Source organism: Richelia sinica FACHB-800 (assembly GCF_014698825.1).
Taxonomy (GTDB): Bacteria; Cyanobacteriota; Cyanobacteriia; order Cyanobacteriales; family Nostocaceae; genus FACHB-800.
On sequence record NZ_JACJTT010000046.1, the window covers coordinates 1 to 19240 of the forward strand.

Annotated in this window: 10 protein-coding genes; 5 read left to right on the forward strand and 5 right to left on the reverse strand. The window is 41.2% G+C overall.

Annotated elements, in window-relative coordinates; all coding sequences use genetic code 11:
• The 3 genes from H6G73_RS21515 to H6G73_RS21525 form a co-directional block, all read left to right on the forward strand.
• Window positions 1–4048 (forward strand): SdrD B-like domain-containing protein (locus H6G73_RS21515; protein ID WP_190608173.1); only part of this gene is annotated, 4048 nt, incomplete at its 5' end.
• 470 nt (window positions 4049–4518) lie between these two features.
• On the forward strand, window positions 4519–7035 hold the full coding sequence (gene ptsP / locus H6G73_RS21520) for a phosphoenolpyruvate--protein phosphotransferase (protein WP_190608174.1): 2517 nt from the start codon (window positions 4519–4521) through the stop codon (window positions 7033–7035).
• A gap of 325 nt (window positions 7036–7360) precedes the next feature.
• Window positions 7361–8599 (forward strand): extracellular solute-binding protein, encoded by a 1239-nt coding sequence (locus H6G73_RS21525; protein ID WP_190608176.1) that lies wholly within the window; start codon window positions 7361–7363, stop codon window positions 8597–8599.
• Window positions 8600–8688: 89 nt separating this feature from the next.
• On the opposite strand, the gene H6G73_RS21530 is transcribed toward H6G73_RS21525, so the two are convergent.
• From H6G73_RS21530 to H6G73_RS21550, 5 genes are all read right to left on the reverse strand, one after another.
• Window positions 8689–9183 (reverse strand): DUF3368 domain-containing protein, encoded by a 495-nt coding sequence (locus H6G73_RS21530; protein ID WP_190608178.1) that lies wholly within the window; start codon window positions 9181–9183, stop codon window positions 8689–8691.
• Entirely contained in the window at window positions 9180–9425 is a 246-nt protein-coding gene (locus H6G73_RS21535) for a UPF0175 family protein (protein ID WP_190608179.1), read from the reverse strand. Before H6G73_RS21535 ends, H6G73_RS21530 begins: the two co-directional genes overlap by 4 nt.
• A gap of 319 nt (window positions 9426–9744) precedes the next feature.
• Window positions 9745–12120 (reverse strand): AAA family ATPase, encoded by a 2376-nt coding sequence (locus tag H6G73_RS21540; protein WP_190608181.1) that lies wholly within the window; start codon window positions 12118–12120, stop codon window positions 9745–9747.
• A gap of 39 nt (window positions 12121–12159) precedes the next feature.
• Complete coding sequence (glpK, locus tag H6G73_RS21545; protein WP_190608183.1) at window positions 12160–13653, reverse strand: glycerol kinase GlpK; 1494 nt, start codon at window positions 13651–13653, stop codon at window positions 12160–12162.
• A 32-nt stretch (window positions 13654–13685) separates the two neighbouring features.
• Entirely contained in the window at window positions 13686–15908 is a 2223-nt protein-coding gene (locus H6G73_RS21550) for a heavy metal translocating P-type ATPase (protein ID WP_190608185.1), read from the reverse strand.
• Between the two features lie 729 nt (window positions 15909–16637).
• Here H6G73_RS21550 and H6G73_RS21555 point away from each other — a divergent pair.
• Together H6G73_RS21555 and feoB are read left to right on the forward strand one after the other, a co-directional pair.
• The gene (locus tag H6G73_RS21555; RefSeq protein ID WP_190608186.1) at window positions 16638–16931 is read left to right on the forward strand and encodes a FeoA family protein; all 294 of its coding nucleotides are present in this window, start codon (window positions 16638–16640) and stop codon (window positions 16929–16931) included.
• A gap of 472 nt (window positions 16932–17403) precedes the next feature.
• The gene (gene feoB / locus H6G73_RS21560; protein ID WP_190608188.1) at window positions 17404–19197 is read left to right on the forward strand and encodes a ferrous iron transport protein B; all 1794 of its coding nucleotides are present in this window, start codon (window positions 17404–17406) and stop codon (window positions 19195–19197) included.
• The last annotated feature ends 43 nt before the right edge of the window (window positions 19198–19240 follow it).

The following is a 19240-nucleotide window of genomic DNA, read 5'->3' on the forward strand; positions in this document are numbered from 1 at the left end:
ACTAGCATCTCTAGGAGACAGAGTTTGGGAAGACAGCAACGCCAATGGTATTCAAGATAATGGTGAATTAGGACTAGCAGGTGTCACAGTTAAATTACTAGATGGCAGTGGCAATCCCGTTATCGTCGGTGGCACCCCCGTCACAACCACCACAGATGCCAACGGCAACTACCTCTTCAGTGGCTTAACCCCCGGACAATACCAAGTGGAATTTGTTGCCCCCAGTGGATATGTCCTCACCACCGCAGATGCAGGTGATGATACATTGGATTCCGATGCCAACACCACAACAGGCACAACCCAAGTCGTCACCCTGACTAGTGGAGAATTCAACGGCACATTAGATGCAGGTTTAGTACAACTAGCCAGCTTAGGTAACTTTGTCTTTGAAGACAAAAACGCCAATGGGATTCAGGATGTTGGAGAAACAGGAATAGCAGACGCTAGTGTCAACCTATTGGATGCAAATGGTAATTTCATTACCAGCACTACTACTGATGCTGATGGACTATACTCTTTCACCAATCTGCAACCAGGAGACTACAAAGTCCAGTTTGTGCAACCTACAGGCTTTAACGGCGTAAGTCCAGTCAATGTTGGTACGAATGATGCTCTTGATAGTGATGGACTAGTCTCAGATGTAGTTACCTTGTCTCCAGGTGAGAATGACACTACAGTTGATTCTGGTTTCTACAAAACAGCTTCTTTGGGAGACAGAGTTTGGGAAGACAGCAACGCCAATGGCATTCAAGATAATGGTGAGGTGGGAGTAAGTGGTGTAACTGTTACTCTGACTGGTGGAGGAGCGGATGGCATCATTAACGGTGTTGGCGATACTACTGTAACTACCACCACCAATGCTAGTGGTAACTATAACTTCACCAACCTCACTCCTGGTGAACAATATCAAGTCACTTTTGCTAAACCAGCTGGTTATGACTTTACTCAAAAAGATGTCAACGGTAATAGTCAAGATACGGTAGACTCCGATGCTGATGTGACCACCGGTAAATCCCAAATAGTCACTCTTTCCAGTGGGGAAAATAATCCCACTATAGATGCTGGAATTTATAAAGTGGCAAGCGACCTATCAATTACCAAAACCGATGGTTTGACAGCGGTAGTACCAGGACAGCAGGTCACATACACAATTGTTGCTCAAAATAATGGTTTGGTAACTGCTACCAATGCTTTGGTCAGCGATATCATGCCTAGCAACTTAACCAATGTGACTTGGACAAGTGTAGCTAGTGGTGGGGCAACAGGTAATGACCTCAGTGGTACAGGCAATATCAACGATTACGTGACTCTGACAGCAGGAAGTAGCATCACTTATACGGTGACTGGTACAGTAGCTCCAATGACAACTACCCTGGGTAGTGCAGGAGTCTTCAGCTTAGGTGGTAGCAGTGCGCTTGATGGACCCGATGGTAATATTCGGACATTTACTGCCACTAATGGTGTTCAGGTTAAGGCAAGTGCCTTTAGCCAACTCAATGGAACTACTTGGTCTACTTCTTATCTTGGCAGCTATGGCGGTGGATTAGGTGTTACCAATTCCAATGAAGGCGATGGCAGCGGTAATATGCACGTTGTGGACAACTCCGGCAGTAATGATTACATACTGTTTGAGTTCTCTGAATCCATCGTTGTTAATAAAGCATCTTTGGGCTACGTCGTCGGTGATAGTGATATATCTGTATGGATTGGAACTGCTAACAATCCTTTCACTAATCATCTCAATCTCAATAGCACTGTATTGAGCAGTTTAGGGTTTACTGAGTTTAATAATGGTAGTAGTAGCACTCGCACGGCTGATATCAATAGTGGTAATGTCGCAGGTAATGTGCTGGTGATTGCGGCAAAAATTGGTGAAAGCGATGATAATTTTAAGATCAACACCCTAGAAATTAATAAACTCACCACTACTTCATCGGGAACTCTCACTAACACAGCAACCATCACTGCTCCCACTGGGTTCACTGATACCAACCTTAGTAACAACAGTGCGACAGACACAGACACAATCGGAGTTCCTACAGTCAAAATAGGCGATCGCGTTTGGTACGACACCAATGGCAATGGTGTTCAAGACACAGGTGAATTAGGTGTATCTGGAGTGACCGTCAAACTCCTCAACCAAGCAGGAAGTACAATCAGTACAGCCACAACTGATAGCAATGGTTTGTACCAATTCACAGCCAACGCCAACAGCACTTACAGCGTCGAATTCGTTCAACCAACTGGCTTTAACGGTTTCACCACAGCCAACATCGGCAATGATGCAGCAGACAGCGATGTGGTAGATGCAGCCGCAGGCAGAACCGCGACATTCACAGTCGGCACAACCGATAACTTAACCATTGACGCAGGACTGATCAAGAATAATGTTGACCTGTTAATTACCAAAACTAATGGTTTGACAACAGTTAACCCCGGACAACAAATCACCTACACTATCGTAGCTGCTAACAATGGTCCGATGACCGCTACCAATGCTCTGGTCAGCGATATCATGCCTAGCAACTTAACCAATGTGACTTGGACAAGTGTGGCTAGTGGTGGGGCAACAGGTAATGACCTCAATGGTACAGGCAATATTAACGATACCGTCACGCTGACAGCAGGAAGTAGCATCACTTATACGGTGACTGGTACAGTCGCTCCCCTGACAACTACCCTGGGTAGTACCGCCACATTTAATCTGAATGGCAACAATAATACTGTCAACTATGGTAATACCAATACCTTCAGCAACAATGGCATTACCATGACAGCCACCGCCTTTAGTCGGGTTGATGGTACAAATGGAGCTTGGGCAACTGCCTCTCTGAATAGATACAATGGCGGAGCAGGTGTAATTGACAGAAGTGAAGGTAATGGAGATAACAACAGACATACTGTTGATAACGTGGGTGGACGGGATAACTACATTCTGTTCCAATTCTCTGAATCTGTTGTCCTCGATAAAGCCTACTTGGGATATGTCGTCTGTGACAGCGACCTGTCTTTGTGGATTGGTAACTTTAGCAGTCCTCTCACCACCTTAAATGACTCGATTCTCAATAGCTTTGGCTTTACGGAAGTCAATAATACGACTTCTACAAGTGCTCGTGAGGCAAATGTCAATGCGGGGAACTACGCTGGCAATACCATCGTGATTGCTGCTTCTACAGCCGATACTACTCCTGATGATTATTTCAAGATTCAGAATCTGATTGTCAATAAGGTTGTTCAGAGTTCATCTTCCTTAACTAACACAGCAACCATCACTGCTCCCACTGGGTTCACTGATACCAACCTTAGTAACAACAGTGCCACCGATACTGATATCGTGAGTTATGCTCCCGGTGTTCGTACCCCTGGTTTCTGGCGGAATACAGAGTGGCAGAAGTTCTGGGATGGTGTCCAAGGTAACGAACCATCACAAAAAACACAGTCTAATTTCGCTGACAGTGATCTTCTATTCGCACCTTATACCAACTCTAACCAGCCAGGAAAAGTTCTTGATCCAGTGAGCGGACAGTATGACATAGGATTACTCATCGGTGACTACAACCGCAATGGCAGGACTGATGGAGATGAGAACACTATCTTCTATACTCTCAATCAAGCCCGCCAGTTAGTCGATTCCTCCCAACATCCCAACACAGACAAGCGGTACGATCTTGGTCGCTCTCTAGTTGCTAGTTGGTTGAATTATCTTGCAGGTAACCCCATTGACACCGCCAACACATCTGATAAAGATGCTCGGTACTACATCAGCGAAGGCATCAATTGGCTGCAAGCCATTACTCCAGATGAAAATGGTGATAATAAGGGTGATGGTGCAATCCGCCAAATGACTGGTAGCACTGTCAATAGCCCAACAGTTGATACTTATTGGAATCAAGGTATTTCCAATGCCTCCGCTTTACCAAGTCCCTACAACACTAATACCAATGTTCTCTATTCCATAGATTCTGGTAGTGTCATTAATACCGCCTTGGATAATTACAACAATGGTCTTGGCCTTGCAGATAACGTTTACTATGGTGGAAACCCATAACTGTGACAAAATACCAAGTGTAGCGATCGCACTTCTTATTTGAAACATCACCATCCCCTGTACAACTAGAAATTGTACAGGGGATTCTCATATTGTTCATCTTGGTTGATTGCAGGTGACTGTGCTAACAGCCTTTGGGTGTCTCAGTTTTAGTTGTAGTTAATATCCCCCTGCCTTGTCTACAAATATATATAGACAAAGAGTGGGATATCTGCGGTTAGCATTCGTGAAGCATTTTTATAGATTTTTACCACCATTGAATTGAACCGATATCATCAAATCAGACTGTACTATTTTTGATGTTCATACTAAATTTTGTAAATTTTTACTCGTTTACAGATGCCAATTAATTACGATTCGGTGCATATTTCTAGACATTTGCAATCACAAGCTAAATACAAGCTAAATAAATGCTGTTTTTAGAATTGTGGCAAGGAATAATAGAATGGGTAACTGGCTAAGGTGTTGCAGTGGTTGGCATAGTTATTGTTTCTCACAGCAAAAATTTAGCTTTGGGTGTGCAGGAACTAGCTGTACAGATGGTGCAAGGACAGGTGTCTTTGGCCGTAGCAGCTGGGATTGAAGATGCTGCAAATCCACTGGGTACAGATGTGATGCAGGTTTATGAAGCGATCGCCTCTGTATTATCTGATGATGGGGTTCTCGTTTTAATGGATCTGGGTAGTGCAGTCATTAGCACGGAAATGGCTCTAGAATTCCTTTCTCCAGAGCAAAGGGCGAAAGTTCATTTATGTGCTGCTCCTTTGGTGGAAGGTACCTTAGCGGCGGCTGTGGCGGCATCTACGGGCAAGAATATTCACCAAGTCATGGCAGAAGCCCAAGGCGCATTAGGGGCAAAAGCTTCGTTTTTAGGTGCTATGAATTGTCCTCTATCAGTCCATACTCCCCATTCCCACCATCATGAAAGAAAAACCCATGTCGAAGTTCCCACCAGAGAAATTCGCCTCACAGTCAATAACCGATTAGGTTTACACGCCAGACCAGCCGCACAATTTGTCGCTACTGCATCCCGATTTCAAGCCCAAATCTTTGTCCAGAATCTTACCAGAGGTAGTGAAATTGTCCGGGGAGATAGTATTAATCAAGTAGCCACCTTGGGAGTACGTCAAGGCCATGAATTACTGATCAGTGCTATTGGTGGAGATGGGGAAGCAGCCTTAGCAGCATTGCAAGCATTGTTTATTAATAACTTTGGGGAAGATGATAGCACTGTAGAACCACTACCAGTGATAGAAGAAATTTTGCCCCCTACCCAAGGGGAACTGGCGGGAATTGCTGCATCTCCTGGGGTCGCGATCGCACCTGTGGTACATTATGAATCCTCTACACCAGTGACAATTACGGAATATAATATAGAAAATGTCGAAGTAGAGCTACAAAGATTACATACAGCTATTCACACTGCTAAACAAGAAATTCAAACTTTACTTTCCCATACCTCTATTCAAATTGGTGATGCTGAAGCAGCGATTTTTGATGCCCATCTTCTATTTTTAGAAGACCCCGTATTATTGGAAGCCGTAGAACAGAGAATTTTTGACCATCATCTCAATGCGGAGGCGGCATGGCAAATTGTTGTTGATGAAGTTGCCAAATCTTACCGCCAATTAGAGGATAGTTATCTGCAAGAAAGAGTAGATGATGTGGTAGATGTGGGACGTAGAGTGTTGCGGATTTTACTAGGCGACCTGCCCCAAGATTTAGACCTAACCGAACCTTCCATTGTTGTGGCCGCAGATTTAACACCCTCAGATACGGCGAAACTAGACCCAAGCAAGGTTTTGGGTATTTGTATGACTTCAGGTAGTGCCACATCCCATAGTGCGATTATTGCTAGAACCTTAGGAATTCCTGCGGTATTAGGTGTAGATGCTCAAGTCCTCGCCTTAGAAGATGGGACAATGATGGCGTTGGATGGGGAAATGGGCAAAGCTTGGGTTGCACCGGAAGCGGAAACCTTAGGACGATTGGAAGCCAAACGGCAAGCATGGCAAACTGCCCAAGCGGAAGCAAAAGCCAGAGCGCACCAACCTGCAATTACCCAAGATGGTCATCAGATCCGAGTTTTAGCTAATATTGGCAGTTTGGCAGATGCTCAATTGGCAATGGTTAATGGTGCCGAGGGAGTGGGACTGCTCAGAACAGAGTTTTTATATCTTGACCGGGCAAACGCACCCAGCGAAGAAGAACAACTAGCAGTTTATCAAGCGATCGCTCAAGTTTTACACCAGCGGCCTTTAATCATTCGCACCTTAGATGTGGGTGGAGATAAACCTCTCTCTTATATCAACACAGGTATTGCTGAAACCAATCCATTTTTGGGGGTGCGAGGTATTCGTATGTGTTTAGAAAATCCGCAGTTATTTAAAACCCAACTGCGGGCAATTTTACGGGCCAGTGTCAACAGCAATATTAAAGTCATGTGGCCGATGATTACCAATTTAACAGAAGCCAGAGCCGCACGGGAAATCTTCACACAGGCACAAACAGAACTCAGGCAAGGGGGAATTGCTTTTGATGAGCGGATGGAAGTAGGGACAATGATTGAAACACCCGCAGCAGTGGCCATTGCTGACCAATTAGCCAAAGAAGTGGATTTTTTCAGCATCGGTACAAATGACTTAAGCCAATATGTGATGGTGGGCGATCGCACTAATCCCAAAGTAGCTACCTTAGCTGACGCAATGCATCCTGCTGTTTTAAGGATGATTCAGCAAACAGTACAAGCTGCCCACGCTGCCAAGATTTGGGTAGGATTATGTGGGGAAGTTGCCGCCGAAACCTTAATTGCTCCGATTTTATTAGGATTAGGCGTAGATGAGTTAAGTGTCAATCCCCAAGCGATCGCACCTCTGAAACAAGCTATCAGTCAATTAACCATAGATGAAGCCCAAGCCTTAGCTAAAGTAGCTTTAAAACAAGATTCTGCCCTGAGTGTCAGGGAATTGGTATATCCCATCGGTTAATCTTCACTCTGGGAAGAAGTAGAGTTGTGAGGGAGCGATCGCACTCCTGTGATTTAACTAAACTAAAATCATCATCAAGAAAAGATATATTAGTTAATTTTTGCACATAAAAATAGAAATATTTTCAGAAATAACACTTAATTTTTGCCATTGAGATTAAATTTTTGCAAAAAAATACACCAAGTATTTTGCAGTCATAAATAATGAGTTCTTGAATATATAGCACAGGGCATGGTTAAAAGCGATTTGACATGTCCGCTTTAGCATGGATTATTTCCACACCACCTTGTCTATAGCTATATCTTGAACGTATTAGTTGTGCAACATGAAAAAACTACACAAGATACTTTTTTACTTACTTCTCTTCACCCTGGCATTTTTAGGACAGTTTGCTGTTTCTTTTCCCAACATTGCCTCTACACCAACAACCCCTAAAACAACTTTAAAAGTTGCTCTTTTTCCCTATATTCCCGATTCAGCACAGGATAAATATCAAGCATTATTAACGAGAATTGAAAGCGAGTTTGAAGCTAAAAATAGCAACGTTGATTTAGTGTTAAAACCTCTCGACCCTGAAGAAGAAGGATTTTATGACCTAGACACATTAAAACAGTGGTTATCTAATTCTACTAACGAAAATGGCTATCATCTAGTGGAAATAGATACTTTATTATTAGGGGATTTAGTTAAAGCCAATGTAGCTAAAGCCTGGAATAAACCTGAAAACATCAAAGATTGGTATCCTGCGGGATTAAATGCTGTTACTATCAATGGCAATATCTATGGCATACCACATTTATTATGTGGTCACTTTATTTTTTCTCGTAATGATAAAGTGGTCAAAACTAAATCTTTAGAGAAAATTTTGACTTTTTTAAAATCAATTACTCCAGATACACCAAATCTAGCAGGTGATTTAACCGGAAGTTGGAATTTACCAGCTTTGTATTTAGATGCTTGGGCTGATACCTATGGAACCAAACAAATTAACTCTGCTTTATCACCTAAGCTAGATCCATTAGTAATGAAATATTTCAAAGAATTTTCTCAAAATTGTCAAGTAGGAGATGCTAACCCTTGCTTGGATAAATATGGTGATACAGATGCTGGTGCTGAAGCCTTCATTAATAATCAAGTTGATGCTTTCTTTGGTTATTCAGAAAGACTCAACTATATTTTTAAAAATGGCATCAATCCAGAAGTTAAATTAGCTTCTTTACCATTGAGTGAAGGTAGTAATCCTTTGCTATTTGTTGATGCTTTGGTTTTACGTCAAGACTGTGATTATACCTGTCAGAATGCCGCTAATAAGTTTGCAGCTTATTTAGATGACCCAAAAACTCAAGAATGGATTTTAAGTAGTAAAGATGCTGGTGAGAAAGGTATACCGCGTTATTTAATTCCCGCAACTTACAGTGCTTTTAAAACTAATACCTTGAGTAAAGATACTTATTATCAGACCTTAGAAGCTGTGGTCAAAAATGCTGTAAATTATCCAAGTTCTGGCTTTCCAGAAATTCGCAAAAAATTAAAGGAGTTAATTCTTCAGGAGTTAAAATTATAACTAGAAATTAAACATATGCGATCGCTTGATTTTATTTCGATGGGTCTGGGTCAAGATAAAGAGCGATCGCTAAAACCCCATGTTCCTAGTTATTCACCAGCCGCTTGTAAAATTTTTGTGTACAATTGATTACTCACTCGGAAGTCAGCTTGGTCAATTAGTTGATCCATCAAAGTTTTCACAGAAGGAATCAAATTTTTTCGCTTTGCTTGCAACAGGACTCCTAATAACCCGGTTATTTGCAAACCATAACTAGTTGCGACTATCCTACCTCGACGTTCATCCATCAATAGTAAATCAGCTTTCAGTTCCAGAGCTAAAACAATCGCTTCTGCTTCACCCAAATCAATATTTTCTTCGGTTTCTTGAATAAAAATTACTCTTTGAGAATCTACAACAGCCTGCTTTTTAATCCAAGGTAAAGTTTGTACTTCTACAGCACCAGGAACAATTTTATTTACCTTTACCATTTCATTATAAACGGCTGTGGGGATAACAATCCCACTATACAGTTTTTGCAGTAAATCTAGCTGATTAATTGCCGCTAAATTAGTAATTGGTGATGTATCACTGACAATAATCACAATAACCCCATTGATTCTAGGGTTTTCACATCTGATTCAAAATCCTCTACATCATAATTAATACAAAGTCCCCGTAGAGCAAGTTGATGTTGAAATTCAATTACTGTTAGTCCAGTCCAAGCACGAGCTTTACCGCTACTAATTTTTCCTTGCTGATAAAGCATGATAGCGATTTCTAATTTTAATTCCTCTTCCGTCATTTTGCTGGCTCGGAGAATATCATCAGGAATTGAGACACTCATAATCAAGTTTGCAGGTGTAGTTTATATAATTTTAGGTTAATTCATGGGGTATTCGAGAGGCGATCGCTATTCAATGAATTAAATGTTAAGCATTTGTGTATAAGCAGTGTTATTTGAGTATAATTTATACAACAATAAAGATAAGAAGAAATGAACCACGAAGAAGCGTTCGCGCAGCATCCCGTAGGGATAGGTCACGAAGGAAGAGGAAAGAAGAGAAGAAGAAAGAAGGATGAGGAGGTTTGGTGATGAGGTGGAGAAGTTGGCTTATGCTGTGATTGGTGCGGCTATTGAGGTACATCATAGATACCAATAAAGACTAGTCTGCAAAAGTCCTAAGTATGGTTTTAATTTCTGAGTCAATTTCGCTCTCTTCCATGAGTGATGCTAATCTTGCTGAGTCCCTCTCTTTATTAAACCTTACTCCGAATAGTTTGCACAAATTGTCTAATAAGATATCACCAGGTACTAAATCCCGCTTTTTCGTCACCCATTTGCTTTCGACGAGTTGAGTCTGAGCTTCAATAACTGATTCTATTTCTTTCTCTAATTGTGTCAATTTCTCCTTTTGGTTATTATACTCCTCTTTCAGCTTATTGGCTAAGGAAGCCACAGAATCAGGATTTAGAATGGCATCGCGGTTGAGTAAAATTGGACGGCAAGTAATTTTTGCAACTCTACGTTCTATTGCACAATTTTTTAGTTCATCAGCACATTTGTCGATAGCTTGAGCTATTTCATCTTCATTAATAGCTTTATTTTCTTTTCTCCCTGTAAGCTGATGTTTAAGATCAATAAATTTAGCAATTGCTTTTGGAGATAAGAGATAATTCTCAAGCTCACGTTTATTCAAAACTATTAGTTTTGCTTTATTTCCAAGCTGCATGGTCAAATGCTTGATTTCAGACTCCTCACGCTCATCACGGTCTAGCATGAAAAAAACTGATACACGTCGTTTACTAAGGAAATTAATTGTTGCTTCTGTTGCAAAATGAGCTAAATTCCTGACACCCCCCATAGGTACAAATCCTACACTCGCTTGAGCAAGATTGATACCACAGATAAAAGCCCATTCACGGATTACATCTTCATCAGTTGGCCCTTCAACAAAAACGAGCCTATCAAACATAAAAAGAGAACTTAGTCTAATGCCAAGCTCACGGGGAACACTTTGCTCTGCTTCCTCCACATTAATGAGCTGAATAGTTGTTGAATTATCACGAGATGCAAGATAAACGTTTCGCATTTCTGCTGTATCTAAAAAGTTGGTGGAGTGAGTTGTAATGAAGATTTGGCAGTCTTTCCCGATAGTCTTTAAGTATCTCATCATGCTTGTTTCAAGAGCAGGATGCAAATGTATCTCAGGCTCTTCAACAAGAAGTATATTAGGGCGATTTAGCTCATAATCTAAGATTAATCTTAATGCTTCACGGATTCCAGCACCGTTTACTTGAACAAGAAACTGATCCACATCAAGTTCTGCTTCTGGATCTTCTACCGAACTAGTTTTCTTTGCTCGAAACGCATCAATATCAACTCCTAAAAGAGCTGACACTGTATTCTGAATTGCACGGAGTTTTTCTGGACCTCCTCGCGTAATCTTAAGGTCAAGCAATTGTGAAGCTTCACGTTTTCCTATTGGCTCTCTTCTTTCAGTAAGATATAAAACATTCATCTCACCAATTTTTTTCATTAAATTAAGCACATAAATCGGAACAGAGGTTTCTTGTCCCGAAAAGCTATTAATCCTGTGCCGGATTGGCTCTGTACGTAGATTAAATGCTTCCTGTTGCATACTTTCTATTAAGGAAGAAGCCGCATCTGGAAAGTCACCCTTTGACTCTAAAGACTGGATGAGAGATTCGAGCCTATTCAATAAGTTACCTGTTGGTCTTGTAATACGTGCTCGGCTGCTCACTCCAAATAAAAATCTTTCTAAAAAAGCAGATGGATTAGCTTTCAGGCGGTTCCAATCGTCTTCATCTAATCGCTTGAACCTCTCAGAAGCAACAATATTAATTTGTTCTATTTCATTTTCTAATTCCTGTGAGCGTTTTGCTTTATCGCTAAGTTCTTTAGCTGCTTCAGGACCGATTTCAAGAATAGTATGCACCACGCTCTCTTCTGAGAGAATTGAATAATTCGGTTTGCATAATGCCATTTTTTTAACATATCCAAGTTGCTCCGGGAAACTTGTAAATTCTAAATTTACAGCCAGTCTTAGTTCTGAATTAATTCCGTTTACGGAATTTTTGACCTGTGGCAATTCCGAAACAATATCTTGAATTAAATTATCTCTTTCTGCCAGTGAAAGTTGAAAGAAAATAGTGATTTCTATCTGTTTACCCACCAAATTATTATAGTGGTCTATGGAATTTCCAATAGGTGGCTTAAGGATAATAGGTTCGCCTTTCCTTAAGGATTGAAAAAAGGCATTGATAGCCAAAAGAATATTAGACTTACCTGCATTGTTTTTTCCAACAATCACATTAAATTCACCACAATTCTCAACAGTTACTTCTTGAATACTTCTAAAATTTTGAATATTTAATGCTTCTAACTTCATATCTGTAGAGTATTTTATAAAGCCTATTGGGGAATGGAAAAAGACCGGATGATGCAATGCAACAAAACACAGCGAATTATAACATATTTGCTCAGAGTTTACTCGCCATCCTTGATGTAACACTGCCATATGCAAGTGCATATGTTGCTTAAAAAACCTAGTTTACACCTATACCCAATCAAAAGTCCTACTAACCGCCTTCTTCCACAACTTATAACAACCTTCCCTCTCCACCTCATCCATCTTCGCTTCCCAAGTCTGGTCTAAAAGCCAATTATCAGACAACTCCTCCAAACTACTCCAGAAACCAGTCGCTAACCCAGCCGCATAAGCTGCCCCTAAAGCTGTAGTTTCTGCTACCTGGGGGCGAATCACAGGCACACCTAACACATCACTTTGAAATTGCATCAGCAGGTTGTTGTACACCATCCCACCATCTACTTTCAAAGCCGTTAAATTTATCTGTGCGTCTTCTTTCATGGCATCTAAAACTTCACGAGTCTGCCATGCTGTGGCTTCTAACACCGCACGGGCAATGTGTCCTTTATTGGTGTAGCGTGTCATCCCCACAATTACACCTCTGGCATCGTTGCGCCAATAGGGTGCAAATAAACCAGAGAAGGCAGGGACAAAATAAACACCACCGTTATCTGTAACTGTGCTGGCTAAGGCTTCTACCTCTGCACTGGTGGAAATTAACCCCAAGTTGTCACGCAACCATTGAACTAAAGCACCAGCAATGGCAATGCTACCTTCCAAAGCATAAACTGCTGGAGCATCCCCCAATTTGTAAGCTACTGTTGTTAATAAACCATGTTGGGAAATCACTTTTTGCTGACCTGTATTCAGCAGCATAAAGCAACCTGTACCGTAGGTGTTTTTGGCTTCACTTACCTGAAAGCAAGTTTGTCCAATTAATGCGGCTTGTTGGTCACCTAAGTCTGCGGCAATGGGAACTCCGGCTAAAATGCCTGTAGCTTGGCCATAGATGGCTGAGGAAGGGCGAATTTCTGGCAGCATTTGGCGGGGAATGCCCATAATTTCTAATATTTCCGGTTCCCAGTCCAGAGTGTTTAAGTTCATCAACAAGGTACGACTGGCGTTGGTAACATCGGTAATGTGTAAACCGCCTTGTGTACCCCCGGTTAAATGCCAAATCAAAAAGGTGTCAATGGTGCCAAAAATAGCATCTCCATTTGCGGCTGCGGCTTTCAATTCTGGGATGTTTTCCAGCAACCATTTAATTTTGGGGGCGCTGAAGTAGGTAGCTAGTGGTAAGCCTGTGGTGGCGCGAAAACGGTCTAGACCACCATCTGCGGCTAGTTGGTTGCAAATTTGGTCTGTTCTGGTATCTTGCCAAACAATGGCGTTGTAGTAAGGTTCACCTGTGTTTTTGTCCCAGACTACAATTGTTTCTCGTTGATTGGTAATGCCAACGGCTGTTATCTCACCAACGGTAATTTTACTTTGCTCTAGGGCATCTTTAATTACTGTTTGCGTACATGACCAAATCTCTTTGGGGTCGTGTTCTACCCAACCCGGTTGAGGATAAATCTGTTGATGTTCTGTTTGGGCATAGCCAGCGATTTTTCCCTGGTGGTCAAAGATAATAAAACGGGTGCTGGTTGTTCCTTGGTCAATTGCGGCTACATATTTAGTCATATGTGTCTGTTACTTGGTGATGCACTGGTGAATCATTTCTTGGTTTGTGGTTCATCTCTGTGCATGAGTGGACGTAACCCGTTAAGTCCAGCGGCAATGGCGGAACCGTTATGAACTACAGTAGCAGCTAGGGGGTGCATTCCTACGGTTGCGGCTAGTCCTAATGCTGCGAGGTTGGGAACTACGGCTAAACTGATATTTTGTTTAATGACGGCTTTGGTTTCACGAGCGATCGCCATTGCGTCTACAAAAGAAGTTAAGTTATTATTCATTAACACTACATCTGCCGTTTCTCTAGCTATTTCTGAACCGTCTCCAAAGGATATGGAGGCATCAGCATAGGCTAAGGCAGCAGAATCATTTAAACCATCTCCTGTATACCCTACGGTTTTACCTGCGGCTTTTAATTGTTGGATAATTGCTGCTTTGCTTTCGGGAAATGCTTCTGCATGGACATGATGCAAGGGTATTCCCAATTCCTGTGCTACCATTACGGCTTTGTCTCGACTATCCCCGGTTAACAGATGAATTTCCATACCATAATCTGTTTGTAATTGTTGGAGGATAGGGGCGCTTTCAGGACGTAGAGGGTCAGTGTAAGATATGACTCCCGCAAATTCTCCATTTACTGCTACATATAATAGGGAGTCATGGGCAGAAATGCGACAGTTCAATCTGCGTGGACATTTTCCTGGATGACAACGGTGTTCTGCATATAGACAGGTGAGGGAAATATCATATCTAGATAATAAGCGATCGCTCCCCACTAATACCTGTTGTCCTTCAATTTCGGCTACCACACCTAAACCGATTTCATAACTCCATTGTCCACGGGGTAAAATTTCTATACCCTGTTCCTGTGCATAACGCATCACTGCTTCCGCTACTGGGTGGGTGAGTCTTTGTTCTGCGGCTGTGGCTAATTCTAACAATCTCTGGGCAGATATGCGGCTAGCTACCGGTTCTACTTCCACAACTTGAATATTACCTTGGGTCAAGGTGCCAGTTTTATCAAACACCAAGGTATCAACTTGTGCCAATTTTTCCAAAGCGCGACCACTACGAATTAGTACACCATGTCTGGTAGCATGGGTCAAGGCGGCTAAAAAGGTTGTGGGCAGGGAAACACGAATGCCTGTGACAAAATCCAGGGTGAGGATAGATGCGGCCCTGGCTGGACTACGGGTAGCTGCTAATACTAAACCTGCGAAGATTAAAGAAGGAATTACCGCTTTATCGGCAATGGCCGCTGCATAATTTCCCATCCGGGTATCATGCACTGGTGCTTGTTGCACTAACTCGATACTAGCTCCAGCACGGGTAGCATTACCTACTTTCTCTGTTTTAATATAAATCTCCCCTTCCCTGACCAAGGTGGAAGCGTACACAGTATGACCCATTTCTCGTAACACAGGCAGTGATTCACCTGTAAGTTTTTGTTGGTCGATTAAGGCTTTACCTTGTAACACTTGACCATCTACGGGAATCTGCTCACCGGGGTAGACAATAACAGTATCATTTATTTGCACATCTGTGGCGGGTATTTGCTGTGTTTGTCCATCTGGTTGCAGTACCCAAGCATAACGGCCGAGGGAGTCGAGTAAGTCAGCGGCATTTTGTTGAGATACTCTTGCTGTGCGATCGCGAATCATATCACCAATTTCATGGAGAGTCATCACCAAAGCCGGAGTTAGTAGGTTTCCTTGGGCAGCGGTGAGGGAAATTGCCATAAAATCTAGGCAATCGATATTTAATTTGCGATTCACGGTGAGACTGTGATAAGCGCGTTTCGCTACAGGCCAAGCTGCTAAGGCAACCACAGATGCAATGATACTGGTAGGAATGGGAATTGTTAAACCCAGTAAGGCTAAAAATGCTGCTAAAGCTGGCAATTTTACACCTGATTCCTCTTCCTCTGTCATAGAGGGAGTGGGGAGGGTGTTTTGTATGATTGTTGCCAGTTGCAGGGATAGTTCCACATCCTGAAAAAAAGATTGACAGTCATTCCCAGCTAATTGATAATTAATAGCGATAGATGCTGCGTGACGATTAATGCGAACTCCTATAACTCGATTATCTGCTTGCAAAAGAGTCTCTAGGTGTAAAGCGTAAGCCTCATCGGATGCTAATAATGGCACACGAAACCTGACTCGACCGGGAATAGAATGGACGATTCGATAAGTAATAGCAGTATTGATGTGATTTACATCAGATTTAATGGGTTTATTTCTTGTTGTTTGCACTGCTAATACCATATTTCCCTCACTTTTTACCCAAGAGGATTGCAATATTTATAGAGTTGCATATTCTCTCTTACCGAGAGGCATAAAAATTAATTTATCTATGAATTTAAAGCTGATTTAACAAGATTATTAATGCTCTTTGTTTTGTATTGTGGAGATATTAAAGCTTAAATATCATCAGCAGTTGCAAATGTGATTTGCACCTTGCCTAAAAGTTAAATTATTGTGGATTTCCTCTCTTATCACCTTATACCAAATCGAAAAGTGGTGGCAACAGATGATACCCCACCCACGCTACCGCGCACCCTCCCCGCAACCGGTGAGGGTTGGGGAGGGGTTTGCTGAATGTGTTGATTGCTTTTGGTGATTTGGCATTAGTTATGCAACTTAAAGGTACATTAGCTGATGAAATAGATTTAGCATGATTCTCTCACATACTTACAATTTAGATAGCATGACTAAAGTATTGTCAATTGACTATCTCATCTAAAATTTAGACTTCCATGAGATTATTTTTATACCATACAACTTTTTCGGCATTTGGGCAAAAACTTTGACTATAAATTTATGCACTTTTAGGTGTTTTTTTGTAAAAAATTACCTAAAACCATTGCAAAACCAAATATTTATTTACATATATTATGTTTTTGTGATAAAAATAGAAACTTATTGAAAGATATTCTCAACTGTAATGAAAACTGCTACTATTAAGGCTAGATAAAATTTTAGGTGAATCTCACCATGTTAAATCATTATCTGACTGCATTAAAACCCCAGCAAACAGCAACCATTGCTAACTTGCATCCTGAAACAGGCTTAAATCACCGACTGCAAGCTTTGGGTTTTCGAGTTGGTCAAAATGTAGTGATGTTGCGTAAAGCTTGGTTTGCTGGGCCAGTTCATGTTCGTGTAGGGATGACAGAAGTGATACTACGTCGTCAGGAAGCTAGCAAAATCGAAGTTGTCAATATTACTAACTTAGTTAGTGTGGATGCAGCGCGGAAACCCAAAATAACTACACTCATTAACTCTTAATTTTGCATCTAGGAAGATTGCAAAAATCAATAGGGCATATTGCAGGTTAATTAAGTACAGATATGAGTTATACAACTCTTGCGTACTTTTAGGGAAACTGGGGACAGGTGACAGGTGACAGGTGACAGTGCTAGAAGCCTTTTTGTGTCTAAGTTTTAGTTGTAGTTAATGTCCGAACTGTCTTGTTTACGTCCATAAATTAAATTATTAATAGAGACCTAAATTTAATCTGTTGCTGCTAACTGCGAGTATAAAATTGCAGGTGTAAAATTTACAATCTTGCTGCTTTTATTCTGGATATATCTTCTTGATAAGCACACCATTAATCTTCCTGCCAATATGCAACATTATTAACTATTTATTGCCATTTTTTTCTCCACTATGCCACCTTAGAGGCAACAAAAAATATTGATATCAACCATCTAAACCATTGTGGCATAAACATTTTACTTTGCATAAAGGTGAACCTACCATGAAAAACATAGCCGTTTTAGGAATGCCAAATACAGGCAAATCAACATTTTTTAATCGCCTCACAGGTGCAACTGCAAGTATTGGTAATTGGCCAGGTATTACTGTTGATTTAATGATGGCACAAGTGAAATTTGGTGGTGAAACAGTAGAAGTAATTGACTTACCAGGTATCTATGATTTGCGTGGCTTTTCCGACGATGAAAAAGTGGTCAGAGACTTTTTAGAACATACACCGCTGAATTTACTTTTACTAATTCTCAATACCACTCAAATCGACCGTCAAATTAGTTTAGCTTTGCAAGTTAAACATTTGGGTTTACCTGCTGTACTGTTGTTGAATATGAGTGATGAAGCACCTGAATTTGGTGTGGAAGTAGAACCAGAAAAAATGTCAGCCCATTTGGGAATGCCAGTCATGCCCATTAGCGCTAAATATGGTAGCGGTTATGGGGAAGCTTATCAGGCAATTGAAGATAGTATCCAGCATCAAAATCTTCCTGTTGTGGTGGGTGACATTACCGAACATTTAGTTGCTGACCATCAAATTGCTACAGAAATGGGTCATCTTTTACAAGATGCAGTCCATACTCCCTCCCATATTCACGAAAATTTAACTACTCGCTTTGACCGCATCTTACTTCATCCTGTGTGGGGACTACCTATATTTTTCACAGCGATGTATCTCATGTTCCAATTTATCTATGCAGTGGGTACACCATTGCAAGAATGGATGGGAGGAATTTTTGATTGGTTACAAACTAGCGTTTTAGTTCCTGCTTTGGCAAATGCACCAGAGTTATTACGCGGTTTTTTAATCGATGGGTTATATACAGGAGTCAGCACAGTAGCAGCGTTTATTCCTGTCATTGTCTTATTTTTCTTGATGATGGCTATTATCGAGGATAGCGGCTACTTATCTCGTTCCGCATTTTTGATGGACGCTTTGATGGCCAAACTGGGTTTAGATGGACGTTCCTTTGTTATGTCCCTGATGGGGTTTGGATGTAACGTCCCAGCGATTATGGGAACTAGGGTGATGCGATCGCCTGCCCTACGTATGTTATCAATGTTGGTAATTCCCTTTTCCCTGTGTTCTGCTAGGCTGAACGTCTTTTTATTCATCACTACAGCTTTATTTTCCCCTCGTCATGCACCGTTAGTGTTATTTAGCTTATATCTTCTCAGTTTCGTCGCGACTATCGTTACAGCCTTATTATTCAAACATCATTATCCTAACCAAGAACCCTTTGTTTTAGAACTACCTCCCTATCGCTTCCCCACCGGCAAACAAATGGTGATTCGTGCTTGGTGTGAAGTGAAAAATTTTGTTAAATGGTCTCATAGATTTATTATCTTTGGTGTCGTGGCTATTTGGGCATTAAATAATTTACCTCCTGGTGTTCCTGCGGCTAGTTCCCAAACATTATCAGGCATAATTGGACAGTTTACCCAACCGTTTTTAGCACCTTTAGGAATCAACCCTCAATTAGCAGTAGCATTAATTTTTGGGTTTATCGCTAAAGAGATTGTTTTAGGAGGACTAGCTGTCATCTACGGTCAAAATGATGATGGACAACTGGCAGGAGTGATTGCCAATCAAATAGACTGGGTACAGGCATATAGTTTTATGTTATTTACCCTTTTGTATGTTCCTTGCTTATCCGCTATAGCTGTGCTGAAAACTGAATCTAAAAGTGTTAAATTTACTATTCTGGCTGTTGCTTGGTCTATCGCTTTAGCTTGGATCAGCAGTTTTATTTTCTATCAAGGTGCAAGAGCTTTGGGATTGTGAAATAGCAAGTTTTAGAAGTTCAAAAGAAATCATCTAACTCAAT

Coding starts and splice junctions, on each gene's coding strand:
- H6G73_RS21555 (WP_190608186.1), top strand. CDS start 16,638: ATGTTAAATCATTATCTGACTGCATTAAAACCCCAGCAAACAGCAACC.
- glpK (WP_190608183.1), bottom strand. CDS start 13,653: ATGACTAAATATGTAGCCGCAATTGACCAAGGAACAACCAGCACCCGT.
- H6G73_RS21550 (WP_190608185.1), bottom strand. CDS start 15,908: ATGGTATTAGCAGTGCAAACAACAAGAAATAAACCCATTAAATCTGAT.
- H6G73_RS21535 (WP_190608179.1), bottom strand. CDS start 9,425: ATGAGTGTCTCAATTCCTGATGATATTCTCCGAGCCAGCAAAATGACG.
- H6G73_RS21525 (WP_190608176.1), top strand. CDS start 7,361: ATGAAAAAACTACACAAGATACTTTTTTACTTACTTCTCTTCACCCTG.
- feoB (WP_190608188.1), top strand. CDS start 17,404: ATGAAAAACATAGCCGTTTTAGGAATGCCAAATACAGGCAAATCAACA.
- H6G73_RS21540 (WP_190608181.1), bottom strand. CDS start 12,120: ATGGCAGTGTTACATCAAGGATGGCGAGTAAACTCTGAGCAAATATGT.